We start from the raw sequence: 15,021 nt of genomic DNA on the forward strand, positions 1-15,021 counted from the left end.
TATGGAACAAAACCTAAGTTTATAATTCAAATTCTATCATCCTTTATATTTTTGCATCAAAATAGGAATTATGGCATACCGTTCGGAAATAAAAGTTGGGATATTAGGTGGTGGACAGTTGGGCAGAATGCTCATCCAGTCGGCTATAGATTTTGACATAAAAATCAAAACTTTAGATCCGGATAAAAACGCTCCTTGTAAGGCCATTTCTCATGTTTTTGTTCATGGAGATTTTAAAGATTATGAAACGGTTTTGGCTTTTGGTCAAGATTGTGATGTCATCACGATTGAAATTGAAAATGTCAATCTAGAAGCCTTGGAAGAATTGGAAAATCTAGGCAAAAAAGTTTTCCCTCAACCAAGTATTCTTAGAAAAATTAAGAATAAAAGAGTTCAGAAACAGTTTTTTAAAGATAATAACCTTCCTACTGCTGATTTTAAATTGACAGATAACCCTACAGCGGTTAAAAACGCTGGTTGGAAACTACCATTTGTTAATAAAGTAGGTGAAGGCGGTTATGACGGAAAGGGCGTTCAGATCATAAAAACGGAAGGGGATTATAACAAATCCTTTACCGAGCCCTCTTTAATAGAGGAATTGGTTGATTTTGAAAAAGAACTAGCCGTGGTGGTGGCCAGGTCAGAAAACGGTGAGGTAAAATGTTTTCCTGTAGTGGAAATGGTTTTTCACCCAGAGGCCAATTTGGTTGAGTATTTATTCTCTCCTGCTCATATAAATGAAGCAGTTACGGCTAAGGCATTTGATTTGGCGGAAAGAACGGTGAATTGTTTCGGAATCGTGGGTTTGTTGGCTGTAGAGATGTTTTTAACAAAAGATGGCGAGATACTTATTAACGAAGTGGCACCAAGACCTCATAATAGCGGTCACCATACCATAAAAGCTAACCTAGTTTCACAGTTTGAACAGCATTTGAGAGCAATTCTTAATTTACCATTGGGAGACACCGAGCAGATAGCTCCAGCTGCTATGGTTAATATTCTGGGTGCAGAAGGATATGAAGGAATGGCAATTTATGAAGGCATGGAAAAGTTGCTTTCAGAAGAAGGTATACATCCTTTTTTATATGGAAAGGCCATCACTAAGCCTTTCAGAAAAATGGGACATGTGACTGTGATAGAAAAGGATTTTGATAAATTGATAGAAAAGGTGAATTTTGTAAAAAAGAGCTTAGTCGTAAAAGCAGATTAAGTTTAAAACCACAGTAAATGATAGGAATCATAATGGGTTCTAGCTCGGACCTGAAAGTAATGCAGGGAGCTATAGATATTTTAGAAGAATTTGGAATTCCTTGCGACATAGATGTGGTTTCTGCACATAGAACACCGCAAAAAATGATCAGCTATGCCGAAAATGCCAGAAAAAATGGTCTTAAGGTGATTATTGCTGGTGCTGGCGGAGCGGCACATTTACCGGGAATGGTGGCTTCTTGTACCTCTTTACCCGTTATAGGTGTACCTGTAAAGTCTAGTAATTCAATAGATGGGTGGGATTCTATTTTGTCTATATTACAAATGCCAAATGGGGTACCTGTAGCCACTGTGGCTCTTAATGCCAGTCAAAATGCGGGCCTGTTGGCTATTCAAATATTAGGCACTTCAGATGTCAATATTGCGGAGCAGTTAGATATTTATAAGGAAAAATTAAAAGAAAAAGTGGCTAAAATGAGCCACGATGTACGTGCTAAATAATAAAAACTATGGAATTCGAAGACAGAAACAAAAAACCAGAAGAACCTGCTAAAAACCTTCCTATGGCAGTGCTGATCACTCTTGTTGGGGTGGTTTGTTTATTACTTTATGTGGGTTGGCAAATGATTTCGGATGATGCATCCAATGTGAGTGACCTCACACCACAGACAGAGATTATTGCAGAGCCAGAAAAAATAAGTGCGGAAGAATTTGAAGAAGCTACTCAGATAATTGAAGAAGAAAGTATTCCTGACGTGGCGGTTGCGATGACTGAACCTGCAAAGAAAGAAACGGCTAAAGAAGTAGAGATTCCTGCTGGAGGAAAAACAGCCTCTCACGCTATTGCCAAAGGTGAAACGCTTTTTTCTATAGCCAACAGATATAATCTATCGCTGAATACTTTAAAAGCAGCAAATCCAAATACAAGTGCAGAGAGTTTGAAAGAAGGAGCAAAACTCAATATTCCAGTATTAGCTATTCACACCGTAGGCCCAGGAGATATTTTAAGAGTAGTTGGTGGAAAATATGGTGTTACCGTTAAAGCTATTATGGCCGCAAACGGCAAAACCAAGAACTATGCTGCAAGAGGTGAAAAGTTAATTATCCCTTTTAAAGAGACTAAGTAAATTCTTACTTAGATCCGTAAACATATACCATTAGGCCAATGGCCAAAACACTCAGGGCTAGTAAAATATAGCTCTGAGTTTTTTTTGTTCTATCAGATGTTATAAAAAGAACATACACCTGTAGCAAAACAGAAATCCCACCTGTTATAGCAATTATAATCTTTTGAATAAATGGAAAGGCTATTTGTGCTGGTAAGAATATCATGACAAAAGTCAATATGATTATGGAAGCACTTATTCCTTTAATTTTTTTATCTGTAGTTGTCATTTGTTGTCAGTCAAAGAGTCAATTATTTCTGAATTATTTGTTTCCTCAAGCTCAGGGCCGTTGGAATGGTTTTCTATTGTATTATCAATAAAAGATTTTTGGAAAATTAAAATGGCTACAACACCGCAGAAAATACAGGCATCTGCAAAATTGAAAATCGGTGTATTATTATATGTGCCACCAAGAACAGGAATCCAATCTGGCCAATATCCGTCTAAACCGTAAGCGTAAAACATGTCAATCACTTGACCATGAAACCAAGGTGTGGAAGCGTCAAAAGGTGCATTGTTTAAGAAAACACCATAGAACGTACTATCTAGAACATTTCCTATAGCTCCAGCAAGAATAGCCGCTAGGCACCATAATAAACCTTGGTGCGTATTTTTCTTAGATAATTGTGCCAAATACCAAGCAATGACACCCATCGCTACCAATCTGAACAAGGTTAAAGCAAGTTTGCCATATTCTCCTCCTAATTCCATTCCAAAAGCCATGCCTTTGTTCGTAATGTAGTGAAGTTTAAAAAATCCAGGAATGATGTCAATCTCACCGAAATGATTTGGAATGACCTCAAAATGCATCCAAAGCTTAATGGCTTGATCTACAATAATGAGAATAAATGCGAATAAAAAGTACTTTAATGCTGATTTCATGTATTGCTTATAATCCGTGATTCCATGCTTTTCTTTAAAACAAACGCAAAATAAATGTTTTTCCTGCTAGTAACATAGTTTTTTGAATTGCATTAGGATTTATTTTGGTTTTAATATCTTAACTTTACGACCTTAAAATTGATAGAGACAGAAATATACTCTGTTGGTTATAATAGGAATCTAGATAAGCGTAAGCTTGACAAACGAAAAATGAACGTAAAATTAAACACCGAGCCTCTAGAAAGTTGGATTGACACTGGAGGGAAACCATTAATTATTGCTGGACCTTGTAGTGCTGAAACTGAAGAACAATATCTTCAAACGGCAAGAGAGATTGCAAAAGAAGGCTATGCCCATGTTTTAAGAGCAGGCGTATGGAAACCACGTACACGTCCAGGTTCTTTTGAAGGCGTAGGTGAGGCCGCTTTACCTTGGTTGCAACAAGCAAAAAAGGAAACTGGGATGAAAACAGCTATTGAAGTAGCTACTCCAGAACACATTGAATTAGCATTGAAATATGATGTTGATATTCTTTGGTTGGGAGCAAGAACGACAGTAAACCCTTTTAACGTACAAGCTTTAGCGGATGCTTTGAAAGGAGTAGATGTACCTGTACTGATCAAAAACCCTATCAATCCAGATTTGGCTTTATGGGTTGGTGCTTTTGAGCGTATCAATGGTGCAGGTATTACTAAATTAGGTGCCATTCACAGAGGTTTTTCTAATGCTCAGGAAACGAAGTATAGAAACTCTCCAATGTGGCAAATAGCGGTAGAATTTAAGTCTATTTTCCCTGACATTCCAATGATTGGTGACCCTAGTCATATTGCGGGTAAGCGTTCTTTATTGGCTGAAATTACACAGCGTTCTATGGATTTGAACTATGACGGTCTTATTATAGAGTCTCATAGAAATCCGGATGAGGCGTGGTCTGATGCTTCTCAGCAGCTTACTCCTGCAGCTTTAGGCGAAATGCTTAAAGGAATTGAATTTAGAAATGCTACTTACGGTGCAGATTTTCAAGATCAATTGGAAACACTTAGAGGTAGATTAGATAATATAGACAGAGAACTTTTAGAGGTTTTAGCTTCTAGAATGGCTGTAGTAGAGCAATTAGGAGATTACAAAAGAGAAAACAACACTGCTGTTCTTCAGTTAGACCGTTGGAACCAAGTTCATGATTCTCGTGCTAAATGGGGAAAAGCTTTAAATCTTTATCCAGAAACGGTTGAAGAACTTTTCAAATTGATTCACATGGAGTCTATTAGAAAGCAAACGGAAGTAATGAATCAAACTGCGGTTTAATTCATCCGTTTTTAAGAAATATAAAAGGCTGCCTCATTTTGAGACAGCCTTTTGCTTTTTAAGAAGATTAGTTTAGGGCTTAGGCCCTTAATATTCGCTCAAAAGTTTGTTAAAATCTTCTGCCATTTCTTTAAAACGTTGAATAACGCTGGCATAAAAGGCATCTGTCAACATGGAAAGAACCTCTTCATCTCCACTGACATCCATTTCAGACACTTTAAATACCTGCTCTAAAAGGCCAGCTTCAAACTTTATAATATATTTGTTGTTAAACACATAAAGGGAAGTTTTACAATAGGAATTCGGTATATCTTTTACAAATCTCATAATATGAATTGGTTTCAAAAGAGCCTGAGAACAGGCACTTTATTAATTATATTAGGCTCCATTTTAGCCTGTGGCAACAAAAATAAGACAGAAGCTTCGGAGTTTTTTGAACGCGGCAATTTTCATTTCAAAAAAAATGAAACAGAAAGAGCTTTAGAGCTATTTACAGAGGCCATAGAAAAAGTCCCTGATTTTGCAGATGCATATAATAATCGTGGCTTATGTTTTGAAAAACTAGGGAATATAGAAAAGGCTAGAAATGATTATAGGAAAGCAGTAGAATTAGATGATACCTTTTCACAAGCCAAATTAAACTTGGCTGCTGCACAAATTAATTTAGGTGAACTGAAGGAGAGTGAGCAGATACTGCAAAATCTGGCTCCCTCCTATGCAGATTCCTCAAAGTTTTATGATTTAAGAGGCAAGTATTATATTCAGGCTTATAACCCTGATGCCGCGATTAATGATTTTCAGAAATCTTTAGAATTGAGTCCTTTTAATTTTGAAACATTAACTAATCTAGGTTACGCGTTTTATCAGAAAAGAGATTTTGAAAACGCCAAAGAGGCTTTTATTTCCGTTATTTCTGAGCAGCCAGATTTTGCGTTTGCTTTAAATAATCTCAGTGCCACTTTTGCTCAATTAGCCGACTGGGATGAAGCCTTAGTTTACTCTCAAAAAGCCATTAAACTTCAAGCCAACGAAGTTACATTTATCAATACGCATGCATTAAACTTATTAGAAAATAATAAAGTGAAAGATGCTGCTGCTTTTGTGGAACAGGCTTTGAAGCTTCAGCCAGACAATGCCTATTCTTTGCGTAATTCAGCAATATTGGATATTAAAACGGAAAACTTAAGCAAAGCCAAGACCATTTTAACTTCCGTTGAAAAAAGTAATCCTGAAGTTGAGTTTCTTTATTATTATCTAGGGATCTTGGAAGATAAGATGGGAAATAAAAGTGCGGCTTGCTCCTTTTTTAAAAGAGGAGCTCTATTAGGAGATCTAAGATCAGAAAATGAATACAAGCGTTGTCCTTAAACCCGCTTTATGCATTAAGCAATCTCCTGATTTTATCGGGACCGGAGCTAAATTGCTTCAAATCAGTATACTTCGTCAGGCTCAGCACAGGATACACCCATTTAAACTCAATCACCATAGCCCTTCGACATTAGCTCAGGGTAAACGCTATGCTAATTACCTTTAATTATCTGATTTATTGTACTTTAAATACTCATAACGATTCCCCAACGCATAATCCAGGTTAAAATTAGCTTTTACTCAATATCTTTTCTTGTTCCACCACTTTTATGAGCCAGAAAGATAGCATAACAGTCAGAAGGCCTAAGACACTTATGATACCGAAATTTATGGCGTAGCCATATCTGGAAACCATGTCTAAGCCAAGTTTTGGACTTATTATATGTGCTAATGCAAACGACATAGAATATAGAGCCATGTATCTGCCTTCGTTTCCTTTCTTGGCTCTTTTCATGGCAAAGGCGTTGGTGTAAGGAAATCCTATCATTTCTCCGAGCGTAATCAAAATCATACTTATCACCAATATTCCTGCCCAAGCTTTTACCAAAAGTACCAGGAAACTCAGCATAACCAGGATAGCACTGATATAAATGAGTTTAGTTTCTGGAATTTTCCTTTTTTCAATCCAATTTACCATAGGCATTTCAAATAGCACTATCAGGAGTCCGTTTAGGAAAAACAATAAGCCGGTATCAAACTCCGTAAGGTTAAACTGCTCTTTATGGTAGAGTGGCATGGTGGTGAAAATTTGAAAAAAGATAACACCGATTAGAAAGCTAATACTTAGAAAAATCCAATAAGGCTTATCTTTATAAACGGCTGCTTCGATGTCTAGAAGCTTAATTTCTTCTTTGGTTTTTCTTCTCCCCACCTTTTCTTTAACCAATATCCTGAACAGAACGATAGATACAATGCATGTAAGCCCGTCTATCCAGAAAAGCATATCATATCCACTGGCAATAATGATAATACCGGCCATGGTAGGACCAATTACAAAACCCAAATTAATGGCTAGTCGTATTAAAGTCAAAGAGCGTGTACGGTTTTCAGGTTTACTGTAAGTATTTAGCGAAACAAACATGGCAGGCCTAAACATATCGGCTACGCTCATCACCAAGAAAATACTAGCACATAAACCCCAAAATGAATCAACAAACTGAAGGAAAATAAATAGAACTCCAGAGATGAGTAAACTCCAGATCATAACTTTATAGAAACCAATTCGGTCTGTTAATTTACCTCCAAGCCATGCTCCTACAAAAGAACCAATACCAAAGCAGACCATAATCCAACCTACTTCTCCATAAGAAAAATGCAAATCTTCTTTTAAGTATTTTGAAAGGAAAGGTAAAATCATGGTACCTGCTCTATTGATAAAAGTTACCAAAGCCAGCCACCATACCTCTTTAGACAATCCTTTAAATGCTTCTAGATATAAATCCGTCGTTTTCTTTAACATGGTATTAAACTAAAAAATCCAGCTGTGAGCTGGAATACAAAAACAAATACAATATTTTTAATATCATCCTCGCATATAGTTATCCCTAATATTCTTGACAGAATATTTTTTGCAGGTCTCCATAAGTTTAGATTGATTTTTCACGCTTCAAAGCTAAAGGAATTTAATAGACTAAATGAAAGGTTTAGCTGAAAAGTTTATAGGGGAGGGAATTACAATGCAGCATCCATTTTCCCATAAAAGATTTAGTCTTGCTGGAACAACTATTTTCTACTTTTAAGCATCCTTATAAAAACAACACAAGCACATGAAATCACTCCTTATCGTACTACTTGGAATTCTAAGCACTTCATCTTTATTTTCACAGGATCTGCTTGTGAAAGAAAAACCATCCCAGATTTTAAGTTTTCAGCCTATTGTTATTGGTGCGTATGCAGAGGATGGCGTCATGGGAATTGGCGTTTCCTATGAAAGGGAAATTACTTCTAAAATGGCATGGCAACTGCCCATTCAATATTATTTTGCAGAAGTTGGCTATGAAGGATTTGGTATCTCCCCTACTTTAAAACTTTATCCATTTGGAATGGATAGAACGGTTTCTTGGAGTATTGGACCTGGTTTAAGATATTCTTTGGTGAAGGGCAACTATTATTATTATGATGGATATTATGATCCAAATTATCCTCCTTCTTATCAGTCAGACGATTATCAGAGCGTTTTTGGTTTTGAGGTTCAAAGTGGACTAGGTATTAATATTGACCGCTTTAACTTTGGTATAAACTCTTCTTTAGGCCTGAATTATACGCAAGGTATTACAGGGACTTTTATCAATACCATGACTTTGGGTATTAGGTTTTAATTATAGTACTTTTCGTATAAAAAGGAAAGACTTCTAGAAATGGAGGTCTTTTTTTTTTCCAATGCATAAACCGGGTTTAAAATAGAGCATTTACGGATTTTTTGATGTGCTACAATCTCTAATTTGAATTTAATTAAAAAAAGATTTAAAAACCTTCACATTGTTATCATAATCCGTAAAAACCTCCAAAATTGATGTATCTTTTGTATTCAAGAATTCAGAAAGCTTCAAGGCTATTTCTTCTTGATTTTTGATACTGAAATAAGTTAAACCGTATTCTTCTGCTATTAAATCAGCCTTGTTTGGTTGTTCCGTTCTGAAAAAGTCTTTAAAAGCGTCTTGCTTTTGAGGTCCATCTATCATGTTGAAGATAATTCCTCCAGCATTATTAAGGATGATGATTTTAAGATTCACTGGCAAATACCTGTTCCACAGAGCATTTTTGTCGTATTGAAAGCTTAAGTCGCCCAAAATACAATAAACAGTTTTATCTGCAGTCAAAGCCTGCCCTACTGCGGTGCTTAAAGAGCCGTCTATGCCGCTTGTCCCTCGGTTACAGTAAATCATAACACTTGGGTCTATAAATGTCTGTAAAGCATTAATATAGCGTATACTCATGCTGTTTCCAGCGTGGATAACGCTTCCTTCGGGAATTTGAGCTAAGACTTCTTTTAATACATGAAATTCAGAGAATACAGGCTTTTCGAAAAAGGACTTGATATCCGTATTGGCCTTATTTTCTAAGGTGTGCCAAGTGTTTTGATAAGAGTTATCTACTGCAACGGATGGACTTAAGGACAATTGTTCAAAAAATGTCTGAGGAGCCATTTCAACTTTCTTCGTCAGAGATCTAAAAGGATCGATAAAAGCAGGATTATCCTGAATATGCCAGTGTTCCTTTATTTCTCCGTTTCTTAAAAGCAATTTCAAAGATTTTGAAATCAAAGACATATCAGTACTGAAAAGTAAATCGGGTGCTAGGTGCTCCTTTTCAGCATGCTTTAAAAATTGATCGTGATTTTTAATTCCATCATCTACATTGGCAATGGTGTCTGCCACTAAAACAAAACCAAACTTTTCTGCAAAAGCTGCCGCTTGCTTTTTTACAGTTTCATTATGCTGCTGGCCTACAACTAAAAGTCTCTTCGGATACTTTAATAAAGTTTCCGTAAAATTCGGCAAGTCTATGGTTTTATTTGATTTTAAAGCTGGGATTAGCTCCCATTCTTGTTTTATTTCGGAAATGGCATCTGGATAAAATGGCTCCCGAATAGGAATATTGATATGAACAGGACCCAGTGGCCTAGACTGACAAATGTTTATAGCCCTATTACTGATTTTTGCGGCTGCAGTCAATGCTTCTTCATTTTGGTCGGGAGACCATGAAAAAGAACCTTTAACATGCTTTCCGTACAAGTTTTCTTGAAAAATAGTCTGCCCATCGTATTGATGCACCCATTCTGGTGGTCTATCAGCCGTGAGTACCAATAAAGGAATTTCTTGAAAATAGGCCTCTGCCACGGCGGGGGCAAAATTTAATGCGGCTGTTCCAGAAGTACAAATGATGATACTCGTCTTTCCCGATTGTAAAGCCATCCCCAAGGCAATATAGCCCGCAGAACGTTCGTCTGAAATACTGTAACATTTTAGACCTTTTTGCTGGGTAAAAGCTATGGTAAGAGCGGCGTTCCTGCTGCCTGGACAAATGATTACGTTTTCTATGCCTTTCTGAAGGCATAATCTAGCGAGCTGCTGAAAAGGTTCTAGTTTGGTCATAAAAAAAAGGCACTCGAAACGAGTGCCTTCAAATTTAGCTATTATGTTACTTAGACCGAAGATTGATTATAAAATCTTTAATCTCGAGTCTTTTGTCTTTAGGTTTAATTAACCCAAATAGGCTTTTAAAGCTTTACTTCTAGAAGTTTGTCTTAAACGTCTGATGGCTTTTTCTTTGATCTGACGAACACGCTCACGAGTTAAATTGAATTTTTCACCAATTTCCTCAAGCGTCATCGCCTGCTCACCATTCAGTCCGAAATAATACATAATTACTTCTGCTTCTCTCTGCGTAAGTGTAGAAAGGGCTCTTAAAACCTCCCTTCTTAAAGAATCTGCCATTAGTTCAGAATCCGGCTTTTCCTCCATATCATTCTCCAATACGTCTAAAAGGCTATTTTCTTCACCTTGAACGAATGGAGCATCTACTGATACGTGTCTACCAGAAATCTTCATGGTATCTACCACTTCTTTGGCAGTAATCTCTAAAACTTCAGCCAATTCTTCTGGAGAAGGCTCTCTTTCGAAGTGTTGCTCTAGTTCAGAGTACTTCTTAGAGATTTTGTTCAATGAACCTACACGGTTCAAAGGCAAACGAACAATACGAGATTGTTCTGCCAAAGCCTGAAGGATAGACTGACGAATCCACCATACAGCGTAAGAAATAAATTTGAAACCTCTTGTTTCATCGAATCTTTGGGCTGCTTTTATTAAGCCTAAGTTACCTTCATTAATCAAATCGCCTAATGAAAGGCCTTGATTTTGGTACTGTTTTGCCACCGAGACAACGAAACGCAAGTTTGCTTTAGTAAGCCTTTCAAGAGACAGTTGATCACCTTCACGAATTTTCTGAGCCAGCGTTACTTCCTCATCAGGAGTAAGCAAGTCCACTTTACCAATTTCTTGTAAATACTTATCAAGAGATTGGCTCTCGCGATTGGTAATCTGTTTACTGATTTTTAGTTGTCTCATATTGCTTTATTTGTTTCAATCCTACTTATATATTTAGCGATTGTATAAAAGAACAACACTAATTGCCCTTTTATTGTTCGCTTAATTTTTGCTATTTAGATTCAGCTCTTTCTGGTCTAGGAAGTAAAACCTTTCTAGAGAGTCTGTACTTACCTGTTTTTCTGTCTACTTCTGTAAGCTTAACCTGAATTTCTTCGCCAGACTCCAAAACACCATCCATAGAAGGAAGACGCTCCCAAGAAATCTCAGAAATATGTAGTAAACCTTCTTTACCAGGTAAGAACTCTACAAAAGCACCAAATGGCTGAATAGATTTAACTTTAGCATCATAAACTGTACCAACCTCAGGTACCGCTACTATGCCTTTAATTCTATTTACCGCATCGTTCATGCTATCTCCACTTGTCGCGAAAATAGAAATGACTCCTTGGTTACCTACTTCTTCAATATTGATAGTAGCACCCGTTTCACGCTGCATTTCTTGAATCACTTTTCCACCAGGTCCGATAATGGCACCGATAAATTCTCTATCGATAGTCATTTTATGAGCACGAGGAGCATGAGATTTCATCTCTTCTCTTACGCCACCCATAGCTTCTTTCATCTTTCCTAAGATATGAAGTCTACCGTCTTTGGCTTGAGCCAATGCTTGCTCTACGATTTCAAAAGAAAGACCTTCTACTTTAATGTCCATTTGACAAGCCACGATACCTTTTTCAGTACCTGTAACTTTAAAGTCCATGTCTCCTAAATGATCTTCATCACCTAAAATATCAGATAAAACCGCCCATTTTCCAGAAGCCGTATCTGTAATAAGACCCATGGCAATACCAGAAACTGGAGCCTTAATCTTAATACCAGCGTCCATAAGCGATAAACATCCAGCACATACCGTTGCCATAGAAGAAGAACCATTAGATTCTAATATGTCTGAAACGATACGAACAGTGTATGGGTTTTCCTCTTCAGAAGGCATTACTTTAGCCAATGAACGTTGAGCCAAGTTACCATGACCAATTTCACGACGAGATGCTCCTCTGTTTGGTTTTACTTCACCTGTAGAGAAACCTGGGAAGTTATAATGTAAATAGAACTTAGAATAACCAGAAAACATGGTCTGGTCAATCAACTGCTCATCTAATTTTGTTCCCACTGTAGTGGTAGAAAGAGATTGAGTTTCTCCTCTAGTGAAAAGAGCAGAACCATGAGCACCCGGAAGGTAATCTACCTCACACTCAATAGGTCTAATTTCAGTTAAAGCTCTTCCGTCTAATCTTTTTCTCTCGTTTAATACAAGGTCTCTAGACGCTTTGTACTTAACTTCAGAGAAATATTTTCCAACTAAGTCTAAATTAACTTCTTCTTCTGCCTCTTCAAATTTGGCGATATAAGCATCCAAAATAGCTTTATAGCCATCTCTTCTACCATCTTTTCCTGTTCCTAAAGCTCCTACAGCATAAACCTGATCATAAAGGTCTGCCATTACTTTGGCTTCTAGAGCTTCATCGTTAGTCTCATGAGAGTATTCTCTTTTAACTGTGGCACCTACGGCTGCAGCTAAGGCAATTTGAGATGCACAATGAACTTTGATAGCATCGTGGCCTACTTTGATGGCTTCAATCATTTCAAGTTCTGAAACTTCGTCAGCTTCTCCCTCTACCATGTTGATATTATCTGCAGTACCTGCAATAATCAAATCCAAAGTAGCACCTTTTAATGCAGAAATATCTGGATTGATAACATAAGCACCATTGATTTTCGCAACTCTTACTTCAGATACAGGACCATTAAATGGAATGTCTGAAACAGAAAGTGCTGCAGAGGCTGCTAAAGCCGCTAAAGCATCAGGAGATACTTCAGGATCCGAAGAAATCATAGAGATCATTACTTGAACGTCTGCATGATAATCTTTCGGGAATATTGGACGTAAAGCCCTATCTACTAATCTACAAATAAGTATTTCATTATCTGAAAGTCTTCCTTCTCTTCTTTGGAAGCTACCTGGAATTTTACCAGCAGCGGCAAACTTCTCTTGATAATCTACAGATAATGGGAGGAAATCTACGCCTTCTTTAGCCTCTTTTTTTGCAACTACAGTGGCTAGAAGCATGGCATTTCCACAACGTAAAACTACGGAACCGTCTGCTTGACGAGCTAATTTCCCTGTTTCGATTGTGATGTCTTTACTACCCGGCAATTGGATAGTTTGAGAATGTATTTTAAACATCTATTAATTTTTATATCGCATTTTCCGCTTTCTGATGCGATGATTTTATCCTATTCGTATTCCGCGGGGATAGTTAACACGTGTTAAAACAAAAAATGGGGAACCCCAATATAATTGGAGCCCCCTATTTTTTTTACTTACGAATTCCTAATTCAGCTATTATCGTTCTGTAACGATTGATATCTTTTTTCATAAGATACTTCAAAAGGCTACGACGCTTACCTACTAAGCCTAATAAGCCTTTCTGAGTGGAGTAATCCTTTTTGTGTTTCTTAAGATGCTCTGTTAAATGAGCGATTCTGTAAGTGAATAATGCAATTTGAGATTCCGCAGAACCAGTATCATTGCTTTTCTTTTGGAAACCTTTCGATTCGAAAATTCCCTCTTTCTTCTCCGAAGTTAAATACATAAGATGTTAACCTAGATTTAATGGTAATAAATAAAACAGCCGCAAAGATAGGCATTTTTTCAGTTTAACCCGCTGATGGATTCGCTTTTATTTTATTTCTTCCGAATGCCAAATATGGTTTCAGTTTATCCCAATACTGTCTATATATATCTGAATCAAAGAGTCTTGCATCTTTGGTGGCTTTATTGAGCAGAAATAGACCCATTGTCATGAGGACCGCATCTGGTATCCATACCGCTATCACAACGGGCATTAGACCTTCTTTTGCATTTTTATCGGTAACCTGCATCATCACATAATAGAAAATGAAAAAGCTGATAGCAATAAGAACGGGCACACCAAAACCTCCTTTTTTAATAATGGTTCCTAAGGAAGCACCAATCAAAAACATGGCTAGACAAGCCACTGCAAAAGTGTAATTATGCCATCGCTCCACATCTGCACTGTACATCTCTCGCCTTTTTGAGCTTAACATAGCCGAATTGGTAGACAACTGGCTTTTGAAGCTTCTGGCAGAAGAAATGGCCACCGACCAGATTTCATTCATCCTGTTTCCGCTCTCTAGGGCTTTTATTTTTTCATCTATCCAAGGACCAGGAATTATCACTTTCAAGGTACTATCCCCAGAAACAGAATCTATATCATATTTAGCGGGGATTTTTTTAAACTGATAGTTGCTAAGGTTTTTAACCGAGGCAACTTGCGTTATGCTTTGCTTTTCAATTAATAATCTTGTGGAATCTATTTGCTCTTCAAGTTCCCTGACATTTTTCATGTAAGCGTGATACTTGAACTGATTTTCACTGGTTCTCTTCAAGTTGAAAGACTCCATGGAGAAAACCATCCTGTTTTTCTTGAATTTGTTCTTCATGAATGGCGTGTCGTTCATGCTTTGATCGCTCTTTTGCTCAGAATAGTTATAGCCATCATAAAGTTCTAAAACCAGATAAGATTCATCATGCATCATGTACATTCTACCAGAATCTGCCGTTGTAACGTTTTTGTTGCCATTTCTATCGGAGTGATCGTAAATGATTAAACCTTTCAAGGTTTCATTGTCCGGAAATTTTTCTTTGGCTTTAATGCTATAACCAGGTATTTCTCTATAAAAAATACCCTCTTGGATATTTAAAGCCACTTTCGTAGTTCTAATATCCCAAAGCAAAGAATAACCTTTTAGATTGGCCCATGGGGTCATTCTGTCGTTATAGAAAAAAGAAAAGATAGAAATCCCTACGGTGAAAACAAAAACAGGAAGTATAATCCTAGAAACAGGTACTCCAGCAGATTTTAAGGCAGTGAGTTCGGTATGCTCTCCCAAGTTCCCAAAGCTCATTAAAGCAGCCAGAAGGATAGAAAGAGGAAGTGCTGTGGGTACCGTAATTAAAG

15 protein-coding genes are annotated in these 15,021 nt (G+C 37.2%); 6 read left to right on the forward strand and 9 right to left on the reverse strand.

The features are described from left to right. The first annotated feature begins 70 nt into the window (after positions 1-70). The 3 genes from ACTBZY_RS07865 to ACTBZY_RS07875 are packed head-to-tail and all read left to right on the forward strand — an operon-like array spanning position 71 to position 2,336. Positions 71-1,210 carry a 5-(carboxyamino)imidazole ribonucleotide synthase gene (locus ACTBZY_RS07865; RefSeq protein WP_463045779.1) on the forward strand — a complete coding sequence of 380 codons (1,140 nt, stop codon included), beginning with the start codon at positions 71-73 and terminating at the stop codon, positions 1,208-1,210. Positions 1,211-1,227: 17 nt separating this feature from the next. After that, positions 1,228-1,710 carry a 5-(carboxyamino)imidazole ribonucleotide mutase gene (gene purE / locus ACTBZY_RS07870; protein WP_463045780.1) on the forward strand — a complete coding sequence of 161 codons (483 nt, stop codon included), beginning with the start codon at positions 1,228-1,230 and terminating at the stop codon, positions 1,708-1,710. Between the two features lie 8 nt (positions 1,711-1,718). Continuing rightward, positions 1,719-2,336: a LysM peptidoglycan-binding domain-containing protein gene (locus ACTBZY_RS07875; RefSeq protein ID WP_463045781.1), complete on the forward strand. Its 618-nt coding sequence runs from the start codon at positions 1,719-1,721 to the stop codon at positions 2,334-2,336. A gap of 4 nt (positions 2,337-2,340) precedes the next feature. Here ACTBZY_RS07875 and ACTBZY_RS07880 read toward each other — a convergent pair whose 3' ends face one another. Next, complete coding sequence (locus ACTBZY_RS07880) at positions 2,341-2,604, reverse strand: hypothetical protein (RefSeq protein ID WP_463045782.1); 264 nt, start codon at positions 2,602-2,604, stop codon at positions 2,341-2,343. Further along, entirely contained in the window at positions 2,601-3,257 is a 657-nt protein-coding gene (locus ACTBZY_RS07885) for a lipoprotein signal peptidase (protein ID WP_463045783.1), read from the reverse strand. Before ACTBZY_RS07885 ends, ACTBZY_RS07880 begins: the two co-directional genes overlap by 4 nt. Positions 3,258-3,467: 210 nt before the next feature. Here ACTBZY_RS07885 and ACTBZY_RS07890 point away from each other — a divergent pair, with 210 nt between their 5' ends. Continuing rightward, positions 3,468-4,562: a chorismate mutase gene (locus tag ACTBZY_RS07890; RefSeq protein ID WP_463045784.1), complete on the forward strand. Its 1,095-nt coding sequence runs from the start codon at positions 3,468-3,470 to the stop codon at positions 4,560-4,562. A gap of 87 nt (positions 4,563-4,649) precedes the next feature. Here the strand turns inward: ACTBZY_RS07890 and ACTBZY_RS07895 are convergent, their stop codons facing one another. Next, positions 4,650-4,889 carry a hypothetical protein gene (locus ACTBZY_RS07895; protein ID WP_463045785.1) on the reverse strand — a complete coding sequence of 80 codons (240 nt, stop codon included), beginning with the start codon at positions 4,887-4,889 and terminating at the stop codon, positions 4,650-4,652. Positions 4,890-4,892: 3 nt separating this feature from the next. Here ACTBZY_RS07895 and ACTBZY_RS07900 point away from each other — a divergent pair, with 3 nt between their 5' ends. Beyond that, positions 4,893-5,930: a tetratricopeptide repeat protein gene (locus tag ACTBZY_RS07900; RefSeq protein WP_463045786.1), complete on the forward strand. Its 1,038-nt coding sequence runs from the start codon at positions 4,893-4,895 to the stop codon at positions 5,928-5,930. 229 nt (positions 5,931-6,159) lie between these two features. On the opposite strand, the gene ACTBZY_RS07905 is transcribed toward ACTBZY_RS07900, so the two are convergent. Further along, positions 6,160-7,389, reverse strand: coding sequence for an MDR family MFS transporter (locus ACTBZY_RS07905; protein ID WP_463045787.1), 1,230 nt, complete (start codon positions 7,387-7,389; stop codon positions 6,160-6,162). Between the two features lie 307 nt (positions 7,390-7,696). On the opposite strand from ACTBZY_RS07905, the gene ACTBZY_RS07910 reads away from it, so the two are divergent. Further along, positions 7,697-8,248, forward strand: coding sequence for a hypothetical protein (locus tag ACTBZY_RS07910; RefSeq protein ID WP_463045788.1), 552 nt, complete (start codon positions 7,697-7,699; stop codon positions 8,246-8,248). 129 nt (positions 8,249-8,377) lie between these two features. Here ACTBZY_RS07910 and menD read toward each other — a convergent pair whose 3' ends face one another. From menD to ACTBZY_RS07935, 5 genes are all read right to left on the reverse strand, one after another. After that, on the reverse strand, positions 8,378-10,024 hold the full coding sequence (gene menD / locus ACTBZY_RS07915; protein ID WP_463045789.1) for a 2-succinyl-5-enolpyruvyl-6-hydroxy-3-cyclohexene-1-carboxylic-acid synthase: 1,647 nt from the start codon (positions 10,022-10,024) through the stop codon (positions 8,378-8,380). Between the two features lie 108 nt (positions 10,025-10,132). Continuing rightward, on the reverse strand, positions 10,133-10,996 hold the full coding sequence (locus ACTBZY_RS07920) for a sigma-70 family RNA polymerase sigma factor (protein ID WP_111369981.1): 864 nt from the start codon (positions 10,994-10,996) through the stop codon (positions 10,133-10,135). 91 nt (positions 10,997-11,087) lie between these two features. Next, positions 11,088-13,223 (reverse strand): polyribonucleotide nucleotidyltransferase, encoded by a 2,136-nt coding sequence (gene pnp / locus ACTBZY_RS07925; protein WP_463045790.1) that lies wholly within the window; start codon positions 13,221-13,223, stop codon positions 11,088-11,090. A gap of 133 nt (positions 13,224-13,356) precedes the next feature. Continuing rightward, positions 13,357-13,632, reverse strand: a complete 276-nt coding sequence (rpsO, locus tag ACTBZY_RS07930) for a 30S ribosomal protein S15 (RefSeq protein ID WP_463045791.1) — start codon at positions 13,630-13,632, stop codon at positions 13,357-13,359. A 64-nt stretch (positions 13,633-13,696) separates the two neighbouring features. Then, a partial coding sequence (locus tag ACTBZY_RS07935) for an LptF/LptG family permease (protein WP_463045792.1) occupies positions 13,697-15,021 on the reverse strand: 1,325 nt, incomplete at its 5' end.

It is taken from the genome of Arcticibacterium sp. (genome assembly GCF_055134445.1).

Coding starts and splice junctions, on each gene's coding strand:
- ACTBZY_RS07865 (WP_463045779.1), top strand. CDS start 71: ATGGCATACCGTTCGGAAATAAAAGTTGGGATATTAGGTGGTGGACAG.
- purE (WP_463045780.1), top strand. CDS start 1,228: ATGATAGGAATCATAATGGGTTCTAGCTCGGACCTGAAAGTAATGCAG.
- ACTBZY_RS07875 (WP_463045781.1), top strand. CDS start 1,719: ATGGAATTCGAAGACAGAAACAAAAAACCAGAAGAACCTGCTAAAAAC.
- ACTBZY_RS07880 (WP_463045782.1), bottom strand. CDS start 2,604: ATGACAACTACAGATAAAAAAATTAAAGGAATAAGTGCTTCCATAATC.
- ACTBZY_RS07885 (WP_463045783.1), bottom strand. CDS start 3,257: ATGAAATCAGCATTAAAGTACTTTTTATTCGCATTTATTCTCATTATT.
- ACTBZY_RS07890 (WP_463045784.1), top strand. CDS start 3,468: ATGAACGTAAAATTAAACACCGAGCCTCTAGAAAGTTGGATTGACACT.
- ACTBZY_RS07895 (WP_463045785.1), bottom strand. CDS start 4,889: ATGAGATTTGTAAAAGATATACCGAATTCCTATTGTAAAACTTCCCTT.
- ACTBZY_RS07900 (WP_463045786.1), top strand. CDS start 4,893: ATGAATTGGTTTCAAAAGAGCCTGAGAACAGGCACTTTATTAATTATA.
- ACTBZY_RS07905 (WP_463045787.1), bottom strand. CDS start 7,389: ATGTTAAAGAAAACGACGGATTTATATCTAGAAGCATTTAAAGGATTG.
- ACTBZY_RS07910 (WP_463045788.1), top strand. CDS start 7,697: ATGAAATCACTCCTTATCGTACTACTTGGAATTCTAAGCACTTCATCT.
- menD (WP_463045789.1), bottom strand. CDS start 10,024: ATGACCAAACTAGAACCTTTTCAGCAGCTCGCTAGATTATGCCTTCAG.
- ACTBZY_RS07920 (WP_111369981.1), bottom strand. CDS start 10,996: ATGAGACAACTAAAAATCAGTAAACAGATTACCAATCGCGAGAGCCAA.
- pnp (WP_463045790.1), bottom strand. CDS start 13,223: ATGTTTAAAATACATTCTCAAACTATCCAATTGCCGGGTAGTAAAGAC.
- rpsO (WP_463045791.1), bottom strand. CDS start 13,632: ATGTATTTAACTTCGGAGAAGAAAGAGGGAATTTTCGAATCGAAAGGT.